This is a genomic window from Citrobacter sp. BDA59-3, from assembly GCF_015167655.1.
Classification (GTDB): Bacteria; Pseudomonadota; Gammaproteobacteria; order Enterobacterales; family Enterobacteriaceae; genus Phytobacter; species Phytobacter diazotrophicus.
The window spans coordinates 4,792,638-4,812,450 of record NZ_CP063427.1; the positions used below are offsets into that span (position 1 = coordinate 4,792,638).

The window sequence follows — 19,813 nt, forward strand, 5'->3', positions numbered from 1 at the left end:
GGGCAATAAAAAAGTGTGATATAAGGAGCTTGAGGCAATTCGCCGACGCCGTCAAATCATTGCTTTTTATCTGTACGCGGCTGGCGTAAGACTTCATTGATTTGTGGTTTGTCTACCGGACCGGTGATGCGATAACGCAAAATGGAGACTTTATTCCACAGCGGCCCCAAAACTTTACTGGCGGCGAACACCGCAGCACCGATAATCGGGTTAACGGCAAAGGCAGCCGCAACGCCTACCGTTGCTGAGATTTCCGGTGCGACAACTGCCTCGACATCTAACTGGCGCTGTACCAGATCCACCGACCCTTTCATCGCAATATCAGCTTCCAGGCCGTCCACCAGCGTATCGTCAGTATGCAGAACACCATCTTTGATCCAGGCGGCGCTGCGGATAGAGTCAAAATAGAACCCTTCACTGCTGAACGTGTCGCTGAAATCGAAACGAAGCTTGCGCAGCAACGCATCGACGCTAAACAGGCGCAACAGTTGCCCGGCGTGCCCGGTACTGATATCGGTAATATCCCCTTTGCCGAGGCGGGTGCGCAGAATACCGTTAAGCGACTCTTCCTGCGGCTGCCATGGCTCGCTACGCCAGTGTAAATCATAGTTCACATCAAACGGCGCATTGCGCACAGGCGTTGAAATGCCGAAGAAATTCATCGCCGAATCGATTTTGTCACCGTGCAGTGTACCTTTCAGTGAGGTACGTTCTCCGTCGATTTTGTTGACCCACTCGCCATCGGCAGTGAGACGGGCAAAGCCGCTGTCGATGAGACCATTTGCCAGCGACAGGGTGTCTCCGTTGATCGCGAAATCGCCCTCAATACGGCCATATTTTTGTCCCCACAGCCAGCACTCAGCACAACGCAGTTGCAGATCCGGCCAACCGGTGAAGTCCACCTGCGTCTTGCCGCGCAGCAATGTCGATGGCGAAGAGATATCGTTGTCATCCGACGCTGTCGCTGACGGGTTGTAGTAAAGGTAGCGAATCGCAGCCTGCCACGGTGCGTTATCGCGCAGCGTAAACGTCCCGTTGATTTCACGCCCTTGTGCTTCGACAACCGACCCTGATGCCTGTGGCTGCGAGACAATGCTCAAGTTGTTCCACTGCTGACCTGCCAGGGTGAGCGCCGGAGTGCGCAGCGTGACACTGGCCGGGAAAGCCGTCGCGTTGCTGACGTTACTGGCAACACCCTGACGCAGCAGACCCAGCCACTGCGCGCCATTCATTGGCGGCAGATTCAGTTCAAGACCGGCCTGCTCAGGCAGTGGCGGCAGCGTGCGGCTATCAGAGGTCCAGATCGCCCTGTCGAGGGTGAGTTTCTGGTTGAGTAACCAGCGACTGTTAAAATGGTTGCTATTGCCTGCGCTGCCGGTCAGATCAAAACTGCGCAGATTGCCTTCAACATTCACCTTCACCGGCAACGCTTTTCCCGCAGGTTTATCAAGCGGCGGCGGCAGGCGACTGGCGATATCCGTCAAATCACCGTCGATACTGACGTTATATTTCGCCCCGGCGCTGTGCGGCAGTTCGATGTCCACTTTACCTTTCCAGCCCACACTGCCGCTCACCACATCACTGAGCTGCTGCGGCATGACGCCCGTTTTCGCCGGTTGCCAGTTGCCATTCAGATTGACCGCCACCTGATAGGCTTTCGCCCCTTCGGTGGTAGTGAAATCAATATTCACAGGCTGGTTAAACCACATCGCCTGCAGTGGCTCACTTTTCAGATTACCGTTAACAAAGCTGAACGAGCCCCGCAAATCTTTCACCGTGCTGTTAAGCGGTTTAATGAACAGATTATTGTGGTTGAGGACGACATCGCCTTTGGCGGTCGTTATCTCGCCGTCCAGCGGAATATCAAGATGTAAGCGAGCACTCACATCGCCATCCAACTGGAGCTCATCAAGGGCTGTAGAAAGCGTATCTTTCAGCGGCGTATCTTTAAAATAGGGCCCAACCGCTTTCCCTGGCCCGTTGATATCGGCATCAATGAGCAGTTTCTCTTTAATGTAATCCGGAATGACAGCCGTCAGGTTTGTGGCTTTAACACCGCCCAATGCCACTTCATCCGTCTTCATCCACAGGCCGTCATTGATGAAATCGAGTTGAATATCGAAATTTTTCAGCGCTGGCCAGTCTGGCTGGAAGGCAAAGGTGGCGTTGCGTAACGGCACCAGCACCTCAAACTGCCCTTCATTATGCTTATAAGGGAATAGCCGTGGGTTGCCGCCGTAGACCAGCGTCGCGTTATCAGCCTGCCCGCCCTGAATCGCCGCGCTCAGATAATCCACCAGCGCTTTGCCCATCAGGTTTTCCGGGAAGTAGCGCCATGCCTGGCCGCCATCGGTAACATTAATGCCTGCCAGAATACCCAGCCACGGCTCGTCGTCTTTAGGCTGCAAGTAGCGGAAATCGCCCCTGGCGTGAATCGCATTCGCCTGCACGTCGATACCATGTCCATCAATCTGCAGACCACGCTCATCGTTTTGCCAGGCGAGGGTCGCTCCCCCTTTTTCAATCTCCAGCGGCGCACGGAAAACCGTGGCATAAGGCATTTTTGCCTTTGCCATGTCGACAGTCACGCGCCCATTTTCAACGCTACCGGACAACGTACCGGAAAGGTTCTCGACGCCGGGCAGCAGCTCCCACTGCTTCCAGGAGATGTCTTTCCAGTTTGCCTGGAAGCGCGTTTTTTCCGTCGCCTGTAGCGGAATATCCAGCGCCAGGTTTTCCAGCAGCCCTTCCGGGGCCATTGTTCGCCAGACTTTTCCCAGTTGTGGTGAAATTTTTTCGGCAATCGGCAACATACCATCAAGCGCACCCAGATCGAGGCGACTGGCACGGACGCGTAATTCATCGCTACGCTGATCTTTTTCCCCACCTGCTTCCCTGGCCGGTACCCACGCCAAAGCCAGCGAGCCTTGCGGCCACGGGTGTCCATCCATAGTGATGCGCGTAGTGGGAATATCAAACTGCCAGCCCTGCTGCTGACGCGAGACGTGTGCCGTCAGGTTATCAACCAACAGTTGGTGATTATCTTTGTCCCCAGGCCAGCTTGCGCCGCCTTTTTTAAACCAGACATCACCACTTTCCACCACACCTTTATTGAGGGTCATCCAGCCTTCGAGACTGAATTGGGCGCTCTCCAGGGCAACGTTGTCCTGCATCCATTTATTAAGCCAGGGCTTAACGTCAATGTCGTCCGCCTGTAGCCACAGCCGACCGTTATTGAGGATGCCCCTGTCATCGCGAAGATCCATTCTCACCTGCATAATGCCATGCTGTCCGGTCAGGCTGGACAGACTCACCTGGCCTTCTGCGCGGTGTCGGTCATCGCTATTAAGCCAGGTCAATTGAGGTATCGCGAGTTCGGCACGCTGGCCGGAGAGGGTCAAAAAGCTAAGGCGACTGTCGCGCAGAACGAAGTGATCGAACTGGCGAAGGAAAAGATCGCGGATACGGTCAGTTTCTATCGCTTTACCATCATCATTGCGCTGTAACGGGGTATTCGTGCGCACAGCCAACTGATAAAACGTGAGATCGCGGAACTGCCAGCGCATTTGTAGCAGGCTTTGCCAGACGTCCAGCGCCAGGGTGACGCGTTTAACGGACAGATCGCCGCCGTCATTGAGGGTGGCTTTAACGTCACGAACGTCGAGGATGGGGCCGAAATTTTCCCAACTGGCGTTCAACTGACTGGCATCGACTACAATACCGGTGTGTGCCTGAATTTTCGCCAGGATTTCAGGGCGCCAGTTATCCAGATGGGGCAGGATAAGGCGCAAGCCACTTACCAGCAGCGCCACTATCACCACCAGCGTCGCACCTGTAAGCAGCAATATCCCCGGCAATCGCCTCACGCACCTCTCCTTGTTAACAAACGTCTGGACGTAATCGTCTTTTACATCATCACCACATCAAACTGCTCCTGATTATAGAGCGGCTCAATTTGCACTTTAACTTGCTTACCGACAAAGATTTCGACCTCAGCCAGCGCATGGGACTCTTCCCCTTTCAGGGTTTCCGCCACAGCAGGAGAAGCATAGACCAGGAAACGATCCGAGTCGTAAGCATGGTGTACGCGAACGATCTCGCGCATGATTTCGTAGCAGACGGTTTCCACCGTTTTTACTGTGCCTCGTCCATGGCAGGTTGGGCATTCATTACAGAGAACATGTTCCACGCTTTCACGCGTACGTTTACGGGTCATCTCAACCAGGCCGAGTTGAGAGAAACCGTTTATGCTGGTCTTCACACGGTCCTTGCTCAAGGCTTGTTCCAGTGAATGCAGGACACGGCGGCGATGGTCATCGTTATTCATATCAATGAAATCAATGATGATAATGCCGCCAAGGTTACGTAAACGCAGTTGGCGAGCGATAGCCTGCGTGGCTTCTATATTGGTATTGAAAATGGTGTCATCGAGATTACGGTGGCCAACGAACGCCCCGGTGTTGATATCCACCGTTGTCATGGCTTCGGTCTGGTCAATAACCAAATAGCCACCGGATTTCAACTCCACTTTTCTTTCCAGCGCACGCTGGATTTCATTCTCAACGTCATAGAGATCGAATATCGGCTGGCGACCGCTGTAATGTTCAATCATGCTGGTCATTTCCGGCATGTACTCAGCGGTGAACTCCAGCAGCATCTCATAGGTCAGACGTGAGTCAACGCGGATCCGGTCAAGTTGAGCATCGGCAAAATCACGCAGCACACGCTGCGCCAGCGCCAGTTCGCCGTAGAGCTTGCATCGGGTCTGCTGACGCTTTTTGCGCTCCATGACTTTCGTCCATACCCGCTTGAGGTAGGCTGCATCGGAGGCGAGGTCCTCATTGCACACCCCTTCTGCCGCTGTACGAATGATGAATCCGCCCTGCTCATCGCAATACTCAGAGACGACCTGCTTGAGTCGCTCACGTTCAGCCTCGCTTTCGATACGCTGAGAAACCCCAACGTGTGATGCGCCAGGCATGAAAACCAGATAGCGAGAAGGTAGAGTGATGTCTGTGGTCAGGCGAGCACCTTTGGTACCCAGCGGATCTTTCACCACCTGTACCATCAGGTCCTGTCCCTGACGCACCAGCTCAGAGATATCGCGAACGGTGAAGTTCTTCTGCTCTTCCCCCGCAACACATTCGGTGTGAGGCATAATGTCCGAGGCGTGAAGAAACGCGGCCTTATCCAGACCAATATCTACAAAAGCCGCCTGCATACCAGGCAGTACGCGACTGACCCGACCCTTGTAGATATTGCCTACTATCCCGCGCCGCGCTTCACGTTCAATGTGAATCTCTTGCAGAATACCGCCATCGATATAGGCCACGCGTGTTTCCGATGGCGTAATGTTGACTAACAATTCAGCCGTCATGATTGTCTCTTCCCTCGCGCAATGCATTAAAGTTGCTCAACAGTTCCCAGGTCTCTACCAGCGGTAACCCCACCACAGCGTGATAACTCCCGTTTATTTTCCTGACAAAACAACCGCCCAGCCCCTGAATTCCGTACGCACCGGCTTTGTCCATCGGCTCACCGCTGGCAACATAAGTAGCAATATCATCATCAGAAAGGGTTCGGAACGTCACCTCGGTTGTTACCAGACAATCCAGCAGATGTTGGTTGTCCGCCAGCGCGACGGCCGTCATCACCTGATGGGTCTGACCAGAGAGCTGTCGCAGCATTTTAGCAGCATGCGAGGAGTCTTTCGGTTTTTCAAGCACTTCACCATTAAATATGACAATGGTGTCAGCCCCCAGCACGGGTAAATCGCGAGAAACCATCGCCACACCTGCGAGCGCCTTTTCCCTTGCCAGCCGCACAACATAATGTTGGGCGCTTTCTTGCGCCCGACGTTGCTCTTCAATACCGGGAATAATTCGCTCGAAGGTCACGCCCAGTTGAGTGAGCAGTTCCTGACGACGCGGGGAACCAGAGGCAAGCCAAATCGATGTCATAAAAACCTTTATTGCACGGCAAACTGCTGGCGAATTTTACGCATAAGCAGGAAAAGCCACGGCCAAAGCACGCCATTAACGAAGCTACTCCAGAAAATTTCTGGTTTGAAGGAGACATTAATGACCAAAAACTCTGCCCAGAAGACGATGACTTCGGTTGCCAGCGACAAGACCATCACCACCAGCGCCTGTTGCCATAGCGCCAGGTTACGGAACAGTTGAAATTTAAGCGCGACCAGATAGGCGATAATGCTCAGAGACAACGCACGTACACCAAGCGTGGATCCGCTAATGAGATCCAGTATGGCACCCATAACGAAACCTGTGCCGACATTTACGCGGTGCGGTAGCGCCAGAATCCAGTAAAGCAGGATAAGTAACACCCAGTTTGGCCGGTAGACAAGAATGTCATCCGGCCAGGGCATAATTTGAAGCAACAATGCGATAAGAAACGAGAGCCAGATAACCCATCGCCCCTGGCTACGGTAACTTGCCACTATTGGCCTCCCCGGGAGCCTTGAGACGGTGACGGCGGCCCGGCAATACCGGTTGCAGGAGCAGGGATCGGCGCAGGCGGCCCCATCGCATCCGGGGCAGGCAGCACTTGCGGCATCATCTGCATCAAACGTTCGTTAGCCACGCGGTGTACTTCTTCCGGCGTCATCGGATTCGTGCCGTTACGATCGGCTCCCCACAGCAAAAGCAAGTAGCGCAAACGCTGCAAGCCTGCGGTAGGTCGCGCCTGGATAACGGTATACGCCCGCTGCGTGTCGAGTTTTACGGAAGAGACCACCCCAACAGGATAACCTTCCGGGAAGCGCCCACCGAGACCGGACGTCACCAGCACATCCCCTACCCGAATATCGGTATTGGCTGGCAGATGTTCCAGTTGCAGATCGTCAGTACAGCCATTGCCTGCGGCAATAACGCGAATATCGTTACGCAACACCTGAATCGGCAGTGCATGGGTCGCATCACAAATCAACAGGACCCGGCTGGTCAGTTTGGCTACTGCGACAACCTGGCCTACCACGCCTTTATCGCTGATCACCGGCTGGCCTTCATAGACACCGTTAGCGCTGCCCTTGTCGATTACAACCTGGTCGCTATACGGATCGTTGACCGTTGAGATAACCTGGGTGACCATTTTCTGTTCGTCCTGACGCAGCGGCGAACCCAGCAGCTCGCGCAGTCGCGCGTTCTCCTGTTTATATTGCCCTAACATCAGCAGCTCGCTGTTTTTTAGCAGCAGTTCCTGACGCAATGCCCGATTTTCAAGCTCAAGTTGATCGCGCGACGAGATCGTTTGTGAAACGCTATCTAATAATTCGCGAGGACCATTGGAAATAAAGTAGAAAGGACTGACGGCAGTATCCATGTACGTTCGAATTTGACTGAACGTACCGAGGCGGCTGTCGGCAATAATAACTCCGAGCGCCACTACCACCGCCAGGAAAAGGCGAATCTGTAGCGACGGGCCACGGCTAAAAATTGGCTTCATAGGCTTTGCGTATTCTCAGGCCAGACAAATCCGGGGCGATATCTTCGCCCCGAATCTGAATCAGACTATTCTTCGCTGAACAAATCGCCGCCGTGCATATCGATCATTTCCAGCGCCTTGCCGCCGCCACGCGCTACGCAAGTCAGTGGATCTTCTGCAACTACGACAGGAATACCTGTCTCTTCCATTAACAGGCGGTCAAGGTTGCGCAGCAGCGCGCCACCACCGGTCAGAACCATACCGCGCTCAGAAATATCGGACGCCAGTTCTGGCGGGCACTGTTCCAGTGCGACCATCACCGCGCTAACAATACCGGTCAGAGGTTCCTGCAATGCTTCCAGAATTTCGTTAGAGTTCAGCGTGAAGCCACGCGGAACACCTTCTGCCAGGTTACGGCCACGAACTTCGATTTCGCGGACTTCGTCACCCGGGTAAGCAGAACCGATCTCGTGCTTAATACGCTCAGCGGTCGCCTCACCGATCAGAGAGCCGTAGTTACGGCGAACGTAATTAATGATCGCTTCATCGAAACGGTCACCACCAATACGTACAGAGGAGGAGTAGACCACGCCGTTCAGAGAGATAACGGCCACTTCTGTGGTACCACCACCGATATCGACAACCATAGAACCGGTTGCCTCAGAAACCGGCAGGCCTGCACCGATTGCGGCAGCCATTGGCTCTTCAATCAGGAACACTTCACGTGCACCTGCACCCTGGGCAGATTCACGGATTGCGCGACGTTCTACCTGGGTCGCGCCAACCGGCACACACACCAGAACACGCGGGCTTGGGCGCATAAAGCTGTTGCTGTGCACCTGTTTGATAAAGTGCTGGAGCATCTTTTCTGTCACGAAGAAGTCGGCGATCACGCCATCTTTCATCGGGCGGATAGCAGCAATGTTGCCCGGCGTACGGCCCAGCATCTGCTTAGCTTCATGACCTACCGCGGCTACACTTTTCGGTGAACCGGCACGATCCTGGCGAATGGCTACCACGGAAGGCTCATTCAATACGATGCCTTGTCCTTTTACATAAATCAGGGTATTCGCGGTACCCAGGTCAATGGACAGGTCATTGGAAAACATGCCACGAAATTTTTTCAACATACTAAGGGATAATCCTGAAAGCTGGGGCGGAAAACAAAATCCGCTTACTTTACCAACCACACGCAGCAGCGACAAGGCGCAAAAATCATCTGCTACGGTGAAAATTAGTGCAGTTTGTTTCCTTTGTTACAAACAACCTGACTCCTTCAGGAATGAACCATGGCGGGAGCAATCCTTGCCCTGCGTTTGTAACCTGTCAAAGGTTAAAACTAGCGTTCGCGCTGTGGCAATCTGGCGGGCAGGCAAGCACACCCCCATACGTACGATACAGCGCGCGTTATTCTACGTGAAAACGGCTTAAACGGCAGTTCAAACCGAGTATCTTTGCGAATATTTTTTCACATTGGTGTCAAGCGGCTGGGAGGAAGCAAAAAAATCCCCCTGACCACCCGAAACGCCACGTTCAATCAGCGTCTGCCATTCGCCACGGGAACGAACGCCAGTGGCGAAAACACGCGTATGCGTACCTTTGCAGGCTTCCACAAGACTTTGCACCAGTAGCTGATTTTCCGTGCGTTTCTCAATGTTCCTGACAATCCCAGGATGAAGTTTTAGCAATTCGACATCCAGCGCTTTAATCCAGCTGGTACTGACCAGGGTGAGACCCGCCTGCGTGACAGCAACTCGCGAGCCTAACGCATTAATCAACCGCACCACCGGTTGTAACCGGCTGATATGTTGACAAACATCAGCCTCGGCAAGTTCAAAAATAATCCGTCGACGCTGTGATTTTTCACATTGCATCAAGGTATCGCGCAGCCAGCGCTGAAAACGTGGCCGAATAAGCGACTCCACAGTCACCTGCATGGCGAGGGTTTCTTCCGGCCAGTACCCCAGATAAGGAATGAGGCGTCCAATTTGCAGTCGGTCATACTCCTCAGACAGACCAAACTGCAGCACCATGGGCATATATTCCGCAGAAATAACTTCCTGGTCGCCATCATAGATGCGGCACATCAGTTCGCGATGGTGAACAATCCCTTCGCGATTCACTGCTGGCTTCTGGTAAACCCGCGGGCCGCCACGGCTAAGCATTTGCTCAATGAGCGTGCGCCAGCGAACGTTGCCGCGCCCCTGCTCCGGCAGCGTATCGTCGTAAACCGACCAGCTATTCCCCCCTTGCAATACCGCGTTGCGGGTCGCCGCTTCGGCATGCTCCATGACCTGCTCTGTCGACTGTCCGCTGCGCCAGGCGCAAATGCCAATGTGCATCATATCTTCACGATCGAGCATTTTGCTGGGCTGCAGACCATCCACGGCCTTTAAAATCTGCCCGGCGATACTTTCCGCTTCTTTTAATGTGCGGTGCGGTAACAGCACGGTAAAGTCGCTGCGGTGGTAGCGCGCCAACAGCGCGCCGGGATAACGCATAATAAATGTCGATAACAGGTTAATGAGCATAAACAGATGCTCTTCGACGGCCGGGCGCCCCCAGCTATCGCGCAGTAATTCGAAATCTGGTAACCGGATCATCATGACAACGCCGTACGCGCCGACTTTCTCCTGATCCTCAAGCAATGTAGCCAGTTGATTATCAAAGAACAGACGGTTATTGAGCCCGGTTTTTGTATCCTGGGCGGCGTAGGAACGGATCAGCGTATCGATATGGCTACGCTGATCGCTGGCAAACTGGATCTCCGAGAGCAGAACATCCAGAGCGCTACTGGCGCGGGATGGCCATTCATAAACAGAACCGCGCGCCTGTGCCCCGCGCTCCCCATTAAGAATACGGGTGGAGCGAAGTTCGAGTAATTCCTGCCCCGAGAGCTGTCGGCGCAACCAGCGTACAGAGAGGAAAATAATCAGGACCATAAAACCGATCGCCAGCGTCAGCGGTACGGTGGTTAAGAGAGAACGGAAATAGTTAGCCATCGGGTCCTGGTAGACCAGTGTGATGGTCATGCCCGGATTTTTAAGGGAGTTAATCTCTAATTCACGATACTGGTAATTACTACCGGCGGGGCGATAACTGCTTTTGCGGGTGTGCTGCAGAACGGTTTGCTTTCCCTGACGTACCTCAATACCCACTATGTCCACTGGCACCATCAGTTCATCCAGATGGGAAGAGATGGACGAAGGAGACATAAAAATCAAACGGGTATCAACCACCGCCGCAACCGATTCAACGCGGTTCATCACCTTCGCCTGAATGGCGTTGTAAAAGCTCAGTGAGCAGCCAAAGAGGGTGACAAATATTGCCAGGCCCGTTAGTAGCGTCACAAAAGCCGAGAATTTCGTCGTTAATCGCATCCTTGTGTTAACTCCGTAGTGTAAAAGAACGAGACGCGGCAAACCCTGAAAACAAAGTAAGCGCTAACTTGAAAAACGAGCCCGGCATACTAGCAGGCCTGACGCTTCTGGCAATCAGTATTGCATACAACTATGCGAGTATAGCCCTCAGAATTTATTTGCCAATCATCCTGGGGAGCAAAGGCCACCTGCAGGCAGTTAACGGCCAGATTTCAATTTTTCGTGATAATCCCCCGACCCCATATTCGCCGTGCTACAAGTAATAAAAAGGGGGAAATTTATGCACAAGAAAAAACTTACTGAATCCGATGTCACCGCCGAATCCGTTTTTATGCTGCGACGTCGTCAGATCCTGAAAACGCTGGGCATTAGCGCCGCTGCCCTGAGCCTGTCTCCCACAGCGCGCGCCGATCTGCTTGACTGGTTTAAAGGAAATGATCGGCCTAAAGCCCAGCCCGGCAAACCACTCCAGTTCAGTAAACCGGCTCAGTGGCAAAACACGCTGACATTAACGCCGGAAGATAAAGTGACGGGCTATAACAATTTTTATGAGTTTGGGCTGGATAAAGCCGATCCCGCGGCTAACGCGGGAAGCATGAAAACCAATCCATGGACGCTCAAAATTGACGGTGAAGTAACCAAACCTCTTACGCTTGATTATGACGCGCTTACCACGCGTTTCCCGCTGGAAGAGCGCATCTACCGCATGCGTTGTGTTGAGGCCTGGTCGATGGTGATTCCATGGACCGGCTTTCCGCTGCATAAGCTGCTGTCGCTGGTCGAACCCACCAGCAACGCTAAATATGTGGCTTTTCAAACCCTCTATGCCCCCGATGAGATGCCCGGTCAGAAGGATCGCTTCATTGGCGGCGGTCTGGAATATCCTTACGTAGAAGGGTTACGTATAGATGAAGCGATGCATCCCCTCACATTATTGTCGGTCGGCGTTTATGGCAAAGCGTTGCCGCCACAAAATGGCGCACCGATCCGCCTGACCGTCCCGTGGAAATACGGCTTTAAAGGCATTAAGTCGATAGTCAGTATTAAGCTAACGAAAGAACGTCCCCCCACGACCTGGAACCTTGCGGCGCCAAATGAGTACGGTTTTTTTGCCAATGTAAATCCGCATGTCGACCATCCTCGCTGGTCACAGGCAACCGAGCGCTTTATCGGATCCGGCGGCGTGCTGGATGTAAAACGCCAGCCTACGCTTCTCTTTAACGGCTATGCGGATGAAGTGGCGTCCCTTTATCGTGGTTTGGATCTGCGGGAGAATTTTTGAGTGCGTTTAACAGCAAAACAGATTGTCTGGCTTAAAGTATTGCTGCACCTGGCAGGTTTTCTACCATTTGTCTGGTTGTTCTGGGCATCGTCGCAGGGGTATTTTAGTGCCGACCCGGCAAAAGACATTCAGCATTTTACCGGCAGAATGGCGCTGAAATTTTTACTGGCAGGCTTGCTGGTTGCGCCGCTGGCGCGTTACGCTAAACAACCGTTGCTTATTCGCACCCGTCGTTTACTGGGATTATGGTGTTTTGCCTGGGCAACATTGCATCTGACCAGTTACGCACTGCTGGAACTGGGGATCAACAATCTGGTTCTGCTTGGCCGGGAGCTGACAACGCGCCCCTATTTAATGTTAGGAATTGTGAGCTGGTTTATCCTGTTGGCCCTGGCAGCGACATCTACCCAGTGGGCACAGCGAAAAATGGGTAAACGATGGCAACAATTGCATAACTTCGTCTATCTCGTCGCGATCCTGGCCCCTGTACATTATCTGTGGTCAGTGAAGATATTATCGCCGTTGCCGCTCCTTTATGCAGCCGCTGCATTCGGGCTATTAGCGTGGCGATACAAGAAGTTCCGCCAGTGGTGGCGCTAAACTTTCGATATGTGCACTCCTCCGCAGTTCCATTATCAATCGCAGGGATAAAACCAAATGCGGTTGATAATCTTCCCTGATAAGACCAGTATTTAGCTGCGAAATGCTACGAAATAGTTATAATGTGCGACTTTGGTTTTGCCTGGCGGGCTTTTTAAGGTCCAAAAAGGTGACAACCACGCAATGAAGGTATATTTTGTTTTTTACCGGAAAATTGCAGGAGATAGCAGCATGATGGCTGGCAAGTTGCGCATTTTGCTTTTAAACGGCCCCAATCTTAACATGCCGGGAGCACGCAAGTCGGAAACCTATGGCACCCTTCGACTTTACTGAGTTCACTCTGAGCAATATGCATGCGCACGAACCATCTCGCCATCATTCCTGGCTCTCCGAAATCGCTACTGGCGTGGTCTTCGGACCTTATGCTGGCAGTTGTACATACGCTTTACAGACGGCGGTAAAACGCCTGTCACAATCAAACTAAACAAGAGTACGGAACCCACTCATGGATATTCGTAAGATTAAAAAACTGATCGAACTGGTTGAAGAATCAGGCATCGCTGAACTGGAAATTTCTGAAGGCGAAGAGTCTGTACGCATCAGCCGCGCACCGGTGAACACGGGCTTCCCGGTGATGCAGCAAGCTTATGCGGCTCCGGTTATGCAACAGCCAGCCCCTGCGCTTTCTGGCGCAGTCGCTCCCGCAGCTCCGGCTACGGCAGCAGAACCTGCGGCTGCGCAAATCAGTGGTCACATCGTACGTTCCCCGATGGTCGGGACCTTCTACCGCACGCCGAGCCCGGACGCTAAAGCGTTCTGTGAAGTCGGCCAGAAAGTCAATGTCGGCGATACCCTGTGCATCGTTGAAGCCATGAAAATGATGAACCAGATCGAAGCCGACAAAGCGGGCGTAGTGAAAGCCATTCTGGTTGAAAGTGGCCAGCCGGTAGAGTTTGACGAGCCGCTGGTCGTCATCGAATAACGAGGCGCACATGCTGGATAAAATTGTCATCGCCAACCGCGGCGAGATTGCACTGCGTATTCTTCGTGCCTGTAAAGAACTGGGTATCAAGACTGTCGCCGTGCATTCGACTGCGGACCGCGATTTAAAACACGTACTCCTGGCGGATGAGACGGTCTGTATTGGCCCGGCTCCGTCCGTAAAAAGCTACCTGAACATCCCGGCTATCATCAGCGCGGCGGAAATCACTGGCGCGGTGGCGATTCACCCCGGTTATGGTTTCCTTTCTGAGAACGCCAACTTTGCCGAGCAGGTTGAGCAGTCCGGCTTTATCTTCATCGGCCCGAAAGCTGACACTATTCGCCTGATGGGCGACAAAGTGTCTGCCATTACCGCGATGAAGAAAGCGGGCGTACCGACCGTACCGGGCTCCGACGGCCCGCTGGGCGACGATATGGATGTCAACCGCGCGCATGCCAAACGCATTGGCTACCCGGTTATCATCAAGGCGTCCGGCGGCGGCGGCGGTCGCGGTATGCGTGTCGTTCGCGGTGACGCTGAACTGGCACAGTCCATTGCCATGACCAAAGCTGAGGCCAAAGCGGCGTTCAACAATGACATGGTGTACATGGAAAAATACCTGGAAAATCCTCGTCATATCGAGATCCAGGTGCTGGCTGACGGCCAGGGTAACGCCATTTATCTGGCCGAACGCGACTGCTCCATGCAGCGTCGTCACCAGAAAGTTGTCGAAGAAGCACCGGCTCCGGGTATCACTCCGGAACTGCGCCGCTATATCGGTGAGCGTTGCTCCAAAGCCTGTGTGGATATCGGCTACCGTGGAGCAGGTACGTTTGAGTTCCTGTTCGAAAACGGCGAGTTCTATTTCATTGAAATGAACACCCGTATCCAGGTGGAACATCCGGTGACCGAAATGATCACTGGCGTGGACCTGATCAAAGAGCAGTTGCGTATCGCTGCCGGTCAGCCACTGTCCATCAAACAGGAAGAAGTTGTGGTGAAAGGCCATGCGGTAGAGTGCCGTATCAACGCCGAAGATCCGAACACCTTCCTGCCGAGCCCGGGTAAAATTACCCGTTTCCATGCGCCAGGCGGTTTTGGCGTGCGCTGGGAATCACATATCTACGCCGGTTACACCGTACCGCCGTACTATGACTCAATGATCGGCAAGCTGATTTGCTTTGGTGAGAACCGTGATGTGGCAATTGCGCGTATGAAAAATGCGTTGCAGGAGCTGATCATTGACGGTATCAAAACCAACGTGGAGCTGCAGATGCGCATCATGAGCGATGAAAAATTCCAGCAGGGTGGTACCAACATCCACTATCTGGAGAAGAAACTCGGTCTGAACGAAAAGTAAGACTGGGTGACTTGTCATGTAAAAGGCCGGATTTTCCGGCCTTTTTTATTTCAGGGGATCGCTGACTATCCATAAGGTACAATCCCCGCTTTCTTTATCCACATGGGACACAAAATGGACAAACGTTTTGTTCAGGCCCACAAAGAAGCGCGCTGGGCGCTGTGGCTGACCCTCCTCTACCTCGCCGCATGGTTGGTGACTGCTTACTTACCAGATTCAACGGTCGGGTTTACCGGATTACCTCACTGGTTTGAAATGGCCTGCCTGTTAACGCCGCTGATTTTTATCCTGCTGTGCTGGGCGATGGTGCGCTTTATCTTCCGCGATATCTCACTGGAGGATAACGATGCGGCTTGAAGTCATTATTCCTCTGATTGCCTACATGTTGATTGTCTTAGGGTTGTCGGTCTATGCCATGCGTCAGCGTAAGTCCGGGACATTCCTGACCGAGTATTTTCTTGGCAGTCGTTCGATGGGGGGACTGGTACTGGCAATGACGCTCACCACGTCCTATATCAGCGCCAGTTCGTTTATTGGCGGTCCGGGCGCAGCCTATAAATATGGGCTGGGTTGGGTACTGCTGGCGATGATTCAGGTACCGACCATCTGGCTATCGCTGGGCATACTCGGCAAAAAATTTGCGATTCTTGCGCGCCGCTACAACGCGATTACCCTGAACGATATGCTGTTGGCGCGCTATCAAAGCCGCACCGTTGTGTGGGTCGCCAGTATCAGCCTGCTGGTTGCGTTTGTGGGTGCCATTGCCGTGCAGTTTATCGGTGGTGCTCGCCTGCTGGAAACCGCGGCCGGTATTCAGTATGAATCCGGGCTGCTGATATTCGGGATCAGTATCGCCCTCTACACGGCATTTGGCGGTTTTCGCGCAAGCGTACTCAATGACACCATGCAAGGTATGGTGATGCTGGTCGGTACTATCGTCTTACTGGTCGGTGTGGTACACGCCGCAGGCGGCTTACACAGTGCCGTAGATAAGTTACAGCATATCGATCCGAAGCTGGTGACGCCGCAGGGAGGGGATGACATACTTTCGCCCGCGTTTATGGCTTCGTTCTGGGTTCTGGTCTGTTTTGGCGTGATTGGTCTCCCCCATACCGCCGTTCGCTGCATCTCCTATAAAGACAGTAAAGCCGTACATCGGGGCATTATCATCGGTACCATTGTGGTGACGTTACTGATGCTGGGTATGCATCTGGCCGGGGCACTGGGACGCGCGGTGCTGCCTGATTTGAAAGTGCCTGACCTGGTCATCCCAACGCTAATGGTTGAAGTTCTGCCGCCGTTTGCCGCCGGACTGTTCCTGGCCGCGCCTATGGCGGCAATTATGTCGAACGTTAACGCGCACCTTTTGCAGGCGTCCGCTACGATCATTAAAGATCTCTGGCTCAATACTCGCCCGGAACAGCTACGTAATGAGCAGCGTCTGAAACGTATTTCTATGATCATCACCCTGGTGCTCGGTATTTTAATGATGCTTGCCGCCTGGCGACCACCGGAGATGATCATCTGGCTGAACCTGCTGGCGTTTGGTGGGCTGGAAGCTGTATTCCTGTGGCCGCTAGTGCTGGGGCTTTACTGGGAACGTGCAAATGCGGCAGGCGCGCTAAGTGCAATGCTCGTTGGTGGTGTTCTGTATGCCGTGCTGGCAACGTGGAACGTCCATTACTTCGGGCTTCACCCGATTGTGCCATCGCTGATAATTAGCCTGCTGGCGTTTATGATTGGCAACCGTTTTGGCCGCCCAGCCGCGGATGCTGACGCAATAACCGTGAATCAATAAAGAGTTTCTTATGCCGTGGATCCAACTAAAGCTGAATACAACTGGCGCTAACGCCGAAGACCTGAGCGATGCGCTGATGGAGGCCGGCTCGGTCTCCATCACCTTTCAGGACACGCATGACACGCCGGTCTTTGAGCCGCTGCCGGGCGAGACGCGCCTGTGGGGTGATACCGACGTTATTGGCCTGTTCGATGCCGAAACCGACATGAAAGAAGTCGTCGCGATTCTGGAAAATCATCCGCTACTCGGTGCAGGTTTCGCACACAAAATTGAACAGCTCGAAGATAAAGACTGGGAGCGCGAGTGGATGGATAACTTCCACCCGATGCGCTTTGGTGAACGTCTGTGGATCTGCCCGAGCTGGCGCGATGTGCCGGACAAAAACGCGGTAAATGTGATGCTCGATCCGGGCCTGGCGTTCGGTACCGGCACGCACCCAACCACGTCATTATGTCTACAGTGGCTTGATGGCCTGGACTTAGCGGGTAAAACAGTGATCGACTTTGGCTGCGGCTCCGGCATTCTGGCGATTGCCGCGCTGAAGCTGGGGGCGGCAAAAGCGATCGGTATCGATATCGACCCGCAGGCGATTCAGGCCAGCCGCGACAATGCCGAGCGTAACGGCGTTTCTGAGCGCCTGGAACTGTATCTGCCGCAAGACCAGCCTGACGCGATGCAAGCAGACGTGGTGGTCGCCAACATTCTGGCAGGCCCTTTGCGTGAGCTTGCCCCGCTTATCAGCGTACTGCCGATCTCAGGCGGCCTGCTCGGCCTTTCCGGCATTCTCGCCAGCCAGGCTGAAAGTGTCTGTGAAGCCTATCGCGATACCTTCGCACTCGACGCTGTGGTGGAAAAAGAAGAATGGTGCCGCATCACTGGCCAGAAAAAGTAAGTCGGTGCCCTGACAATGAGGCTATGAAGCATTCAGCGACATAATGCTCCATAGGGTGAAAATGGGAGTCTGATCTCATTTTCACCCTGTTTTTTGACGATTAAAACAGCAAGATATGCCGCTGAATCAGGGTTATGGTGAAGAAAAACAGAGAAGTTTGACGAATTTATATTTGTTCACAAATTCACCATTTTAATATAACTCAATGATTTTAAATAATTAATATTTGCATGTATCGCCTTTCGCTGTGATTCATTGATCTGCGACAGTGGATTGGTCAAAGTTTGGCCTTTCATCTCGTGCGAAAAATGCGTAATATACGCCGCCTTGCAGTCACAGTATGGTCATTTCTTAACTCATGCGCATCGGACACCACCAGCTCAGAAATCGACTGATCGCAGCGCCAATGGCTGGCATTACTGACAGACCGTTTCGGACGTTGTGCTACGAGATGGGAGCCGGATTAACGGTATCCGAGATGATGTCCTCCAACCCGCAGGTTTGGGAGAGTGACAAATCAAGACTGCGGATGGTGCATATCGATGAGCCCGGTATTCGTACCGTGCAAATTGCCGGTAGTGACCCGGAAGAAATGGCGGAAGCCGCACGTATCAACGTGGAAAGCGGCGCCCAGATTATTGATATCAATATGGGCTGCCCGGCAAAGAAAGTGAATCGCAAGCTTGCGGGCTCTGCCCTGCTGCAATACCCGGATCTGGTGAAGTCTATCCTGAACGCGGTAGTGAAAGCAGTGGATGTGCCCGTCACGCTTAAGACTCGCACTGGCTGGGCTCCGGAACACCGTAACTGCGTAGAAATTGCCCAACTGGCTGAAGACTGTGGCATTCAGGCTCTGACCATTCATGGACGCACCCGCGCCTGTTTGTTCAATGGAGACGCTGAGTACGACAGTATTCGGGCAGTTAAGCAGAAGGTTTCCATTCCGATTATCGCGAATGGTGACATCACTGACCCGCTTAAAGCCAGAGCTGTACTCGACTATACGGGGGCTGATGCCCTGATGATAGGACGTGCAGCTCAGGGAAGACCCTGGATCTTTCGGGAAATCCAGCATTATCTGGACACTGGGGAGCTGCTCGCCCCACTGCCTTTGGCAGAGGTAAAGCGCTTGCTTTGCGCGCATGTTCGGGAATTGCATGACTTTTATGGTCAGGCAAAAGGGTACCGAATTGCACGTAAACACGTCTCCTGGTATCTCCAGGAGCACGCTCCAAATGACCAGTTTCGGCGCACATTCAACGCCATAGAGGACGCCAGCGAACAGCTGGAGGCGTTGGAGGCATACTTCGAAAATCTTGCGTAATGAAATAAAGAGCTGACAGAACTATGTTCGAACAACGCGTAAATTCTGACGTACTGACCGTTTCTACCGTTAACTCTCAGGATCAGGTAACTCAAAAGCCCCTGCGTGACTCGGTTAAACAGGCACTGAAGAACTATTTTGCTCAACTGAATGGTCAGGATGTTAATGATCTGTATGAGCTGGTACTGGCTGAAGTTGAACAGCCACTGTTGGACATGGTGATGCAATACACCCGCGGCAATCAAACCCGCGCTGCCCTGATGATGGGTATCAACCGTGGTACGCTGCGTAAGAAACTGAAAAAATACGGCATGAACTGATAGTTATCAGAGACTGCTTGTTAAAAGGCGCGGACCGGCATGGGGACGCGCTTTTTTTTCGCTGGAATTCCGCCAAAAAACTTATCTTTCCTCAACGCCTGCCGATAACATTTTCGTGTATATTCCCAACGAATGGTTGCACGAAAAGGATATGCGGGATGATTCGAAAGTATTTTTGGCTGGTTATTTTTGCCCTTTCTGTCCTGTTGCTGGATGCATTGATCATGCAGTGGATCGAATTCCTGACAACAGAGGTAGATAAATGCCGAAACATGGATTCCGTCAATCCTCTCAAGCTGGTGAACTGTGCTGATTTAAATTAGCTGTTTTCCCGCCCGGCCTCTTGCTTCGTGCAAGCAGAGAAACCGTTTTGAGTCATCCACTTGCAATGATAATGTCACCACCTTTTTTGTCTTCTCAAGTGTAGCTACGCAT

17 protein-coding genes and 1 pseudogene are annotated in these 19,813 nt (G+C 53.0%); 11 read left to right on the forward strand and 7 right to left on the reverse strand.

Annotated features, from left to right (window positions below):
• Positions 1-56: 56 nt before the first annotated feature.
• The 7 genes from yhdP to csrD all read right to left on the reverse strand — a co-directional run bounded on the left by yhdP (position 57) and on the right by csrD (position 10,820).
• The gene (gene yhdP / locus IP582_RS22530) at positions 57-3,866 is read right to left on the reverse strand and encodes an AsmA2 domain-containing protein YhdP (RefSeq protein WP_193794492.1); all 3,810 of its coding nucleotides are present in this window, start codon (positions 3,864-3,866) and stop codon (positions 57-59) included.
• A 41-nt stretch (positions 3,867-3,907) separates the two neighbouring features.
• Positions 3,908-5,377: a ribonuclease G gene (gene rng / locus IP582_RS22535; protein ID WP_039077411.1), complete on the reverse strand. Its 1,470-nt coding sequence runs from the start codon at positions 5,375-5,377 to the stop codon at positions 3,908-3,910.
• A complete protein-coding gene (locus IP582_RS22540; protein WP_039077410.1) occupies positions 5,367-5,960 on the reverse strand; it encodes a nucleoside triphosphate pyrophosphatase in 594 nt (197 codons plus the stop codon). Before IP582_RS22540 ends, rng begins: the two co-directional genes overlap by 11 nt.
• Positions 5,961-5,968: 8 nt before the next feature.
• Positions 5,969-6,457: a rod shape-determining protein MreD gene (gene mreD, locus IP582_RS22545; protein WP_039077409.1), complete on the reverse strand. Its 489-nt coding sequence runs from the start codon at positions 6,455-6,457 to the stop codon at positions 5,969-5,971.
• On the reverse strand, positions 6,457-7,461 hold the full coding sequence (gene mreC / locus IP582_RS22550; protein ID WP_071194416.1) for a rod shape-determining protein MreC: 1,005 nt from the start codon (positions 7,459-7,461) through the stop codon (positions 6,457-6,459). The genes mreD and mreC overlap by 1 nt, the downstream gene beginning before the upstream one ends.
• 65 nt (positions 7,462-7,526) lie before the next feature.
• Positions 7,527-8,570 (reverse strand): rod shape-determining protein MreB, encoded by a 1,044-nt coding sequence (gene mreB / locus IP582_RS22555; RefSeq protein ID WP_006818047.1) that lies wholly within the window; start codon positions 8,568-8,570, stop codon positions 7,527-7,529.
• Between the two features lie 309 nt (positions 8,571-8,879).
• The gene (csrD, locus tag IP582_RS22560) at positions 8,880-10,820 is read right to left on the reverse strand and encodes an RNase E specificity factor CsrD (protein WP_193794493.1); all 1,941 of its coding nucleotides are present in this window, start codon (positions 10,818-10,820) and stop codon (positions 8,880-8,882) included.
• Positions 10,821-11,100: 280 nt separating this feature from the next.
• Here csrD and msrP point away from each other — a divergent pair, with 280 nt between their 5' ends.
• The 11 genes and pseudogenes from msrP (at position 11,101) to IP582_RS22615 (ending at position 19,701) form a co-directional block, all read left to right on the forward strand.
• Complete coding sequence (msrP, locus tag IP582_RS22565) at positions 11,101-12,102, forward strand: protein-methionine-sulfoxide reductase catalytic subunit MsrP (protein WP_193794494.1); 1,002 nt, start codon at positions 11,101-11,103, stop codon at positions 12,100-12,102.
• Positions 12,103-12,702: a protein-methionine-sulfoxide reductase heme-binding subunit MsrQ gene (gene msrQ, locus IP582_RS22570; RefSeq protein ID WP_193794495.1), complete on the forward strand. Its 600-nt coding sequence runs from the start codon at positions 12,103-12,105 to the stop codon at positions 12,700-12,702.
• A 234-nt stretch (positions 12,703-12,936) separates the two neighbouring features.
• A pseudogene (locus tag IP582_RS22575) lies at positions 12,937-13,186 on the forward strand (type II 3-dehydroquinate dehydratase).
• Positions 13,187-13,207: 21 nt separating this feature from the next.
• Entirely contained in the window at positions 13,208-13,684 is a 477-nt protein-coding gene (accB, locus tag IP582_RS22580; protein WP_039077404.1) for an acetyl-CoA carboxylase biotin carboxyl carrier protein, read from the forward strand.
• Between the two features lie 10 nt (positions 13,685-13,694).
• Positions 13,695-15,044: an acetyl-CoA carboxylase biotin carboxylase subunit gene (gene accC, locus IP582_RS22585; protein ID WP_193794496.1), complete on the forward strand. Its 1,350-nt coding sequence runs from the start codon at positions 13,695-13,697 to the stop codon at positions 15,042-15,044.
• 114 nt (positions 15,045-15,158) lie between these two features.
• Positions 15,159-15,401, forward strand: coding sequence for a YhdT family protein (locus tag IP582_RS22590; RefSeq protein WP_193794497.1), 243 nt, complete (start codon positions 15,159-15,161; stop codon positions 15,399-15,401).
• Positions 15,391-16,842 carry a sodium/pantothenate symporter gene (panF, locus tag IP582_RS22595; protein ID WP_193794498.1) on the forward strand — a complete coding sequence of 484 codons (1,452 nt, stop codon included), beginning with the start codon at positions 15,391-15,393 and terminating at the stop codon, positions 16,840-16,842. The genes IP582_RS22590 and panF overlap by 11 nt, the downstream gene beginning before the upstream one ends.
• 10 nt (positions 16,843-16,852) lie before the next feature.
• A complete protein-coding gene (gene prmA, locus IP582_RS22600; RefSeq protein ID WP_193794499.1) occupies positions 16,853-17,734 on the forward strand; it encodes a 50S ribosomal protein L11 methyltransferase in 882 nt (293 codons plus the stop codon).
• A gap of 358 nt (positions 17,735-18,092) precedes the next feature.
• Positions 18,093-19,058, forward strand: a complete 966-nt coding sequence (dusB, locus tag IP582_RS22605; protein ID WP_039077399.1) for a tRNA dihydrouridine synthase DusB — start codon at positions 18,093-18,095, stop codon at positions 19,056-19,058.
• Between the two features lie 23 nt (positions 19,059-19,081).
• Positions 19,082-19,378, forward strand: a complete 297-nt coding sequence (gene fis, locus IP582_RS22610; protein WP_000462905.1) for a DNA-binding transcriptional regulator Fis — start codon at positions 19,082-19,084, stop codon at positions 19,376-19,378.
• A gap of 158 nt (positions 19,379-19,536) precedes the next feature.
• Positions 19,537-19,701, forward strand: a complete 165-nt coding sequence (locus tag IP582_RS22615) for a DUF2556 family protein (protein WP_039077398.1) — start codon at positions 19,537-19,539, stop codon at positions 19,699-19,701.
• Positions 19,702-19,813: the final 112 nt, after the last annotated feature.

Coding starts and splice junctions, on each gene's coding strand:
- rng (WP_039077411.1), bottom strand. CDS start 5,377: ATGACGGCTGAATTGTTAGTCAACATTACGCCATCGGAAACACGCGTG.
- IP582_RS22540 (WP_039077410.1), bottom strand. CDS start 5,960: ATGACATCGATTTGGCTTGCCTCTGGTTCCCCGCGTCGTCAGGAACTG.
- mreC (WP_071194416.1), bottom strand. CDS start 7,461: ATGAAGCCAATTTTTAGCCGTGGCCCGTCGCTACAGATTCGCCTTTTC.
- mreB (WP_006818047.1), bottom strand. CDS start 8,570: ATGTTGAAAAAATTTCGTGGCATGTTTTCCAATGACCTGTCCATTGAC.
- csrD (WP_193794493.1), bottom strand. CDS start 10,820: ATGCGATTAACGACGAAATTCTCGGCTTTTGTGACGCTACTAACGGGC.
- msrP (WP_193794494.1), top strand. CDS start 11,101: ATGCACAAGAAAAAACTTACTGAATCCGATGTCACCGCCGAATCCGTT.
- accB (WP_039077404.1), top strand. CDS start 13,208: ATGGATATTCGTAAGATTAAAAAACTGATCGAACTGGTTGAAGAATCA.
- accC (WP_193794496.1), top strand. CDS start 13,695: ATGCTGGATAAAATTGTCATCGCCAACCGCGGCGAGATTGCACTGCGT.
- IP582_RS22590 (WP_193794497.1), top strand. CDS start 15,159: ATGGACAAACGTTTTGTTCAGGCCCACAAAGAAGCGCGCTGGGCGCTG.
- panF (WP_193794498.1), top strand. CDS start 15,391: ATGCGGCTTGAAGTCATTATTCCTCTGATTGCCTACATGTTGATTGTC.
- prmA (WP_193794499.1), top strand. CDS start 16,853: ATGCCGTGGATCCAACTAAAGCTGAATACAACTGGCGCTAACGCCGAA.
- dusB (WP_039077399.1), top strand. CDS start 18,093: ATGCGCATCGGACACCACCAGCTCAGAAATCGACTGATCGCAGCGCCA.
- fis (WP_000462905.1), top strand. CDS start 19,082: ATGTTCGAACAACGCGTAAATTCTGACGTACTGACCGTTTCTACCGTT.
- IP582_RS22615 (WP_039077398.1), top strand. CDS start 19,537: ATGATTCGAAAGTATTTTTGGCTGGTTATTTTTGCCCTTTCTGTCCTG.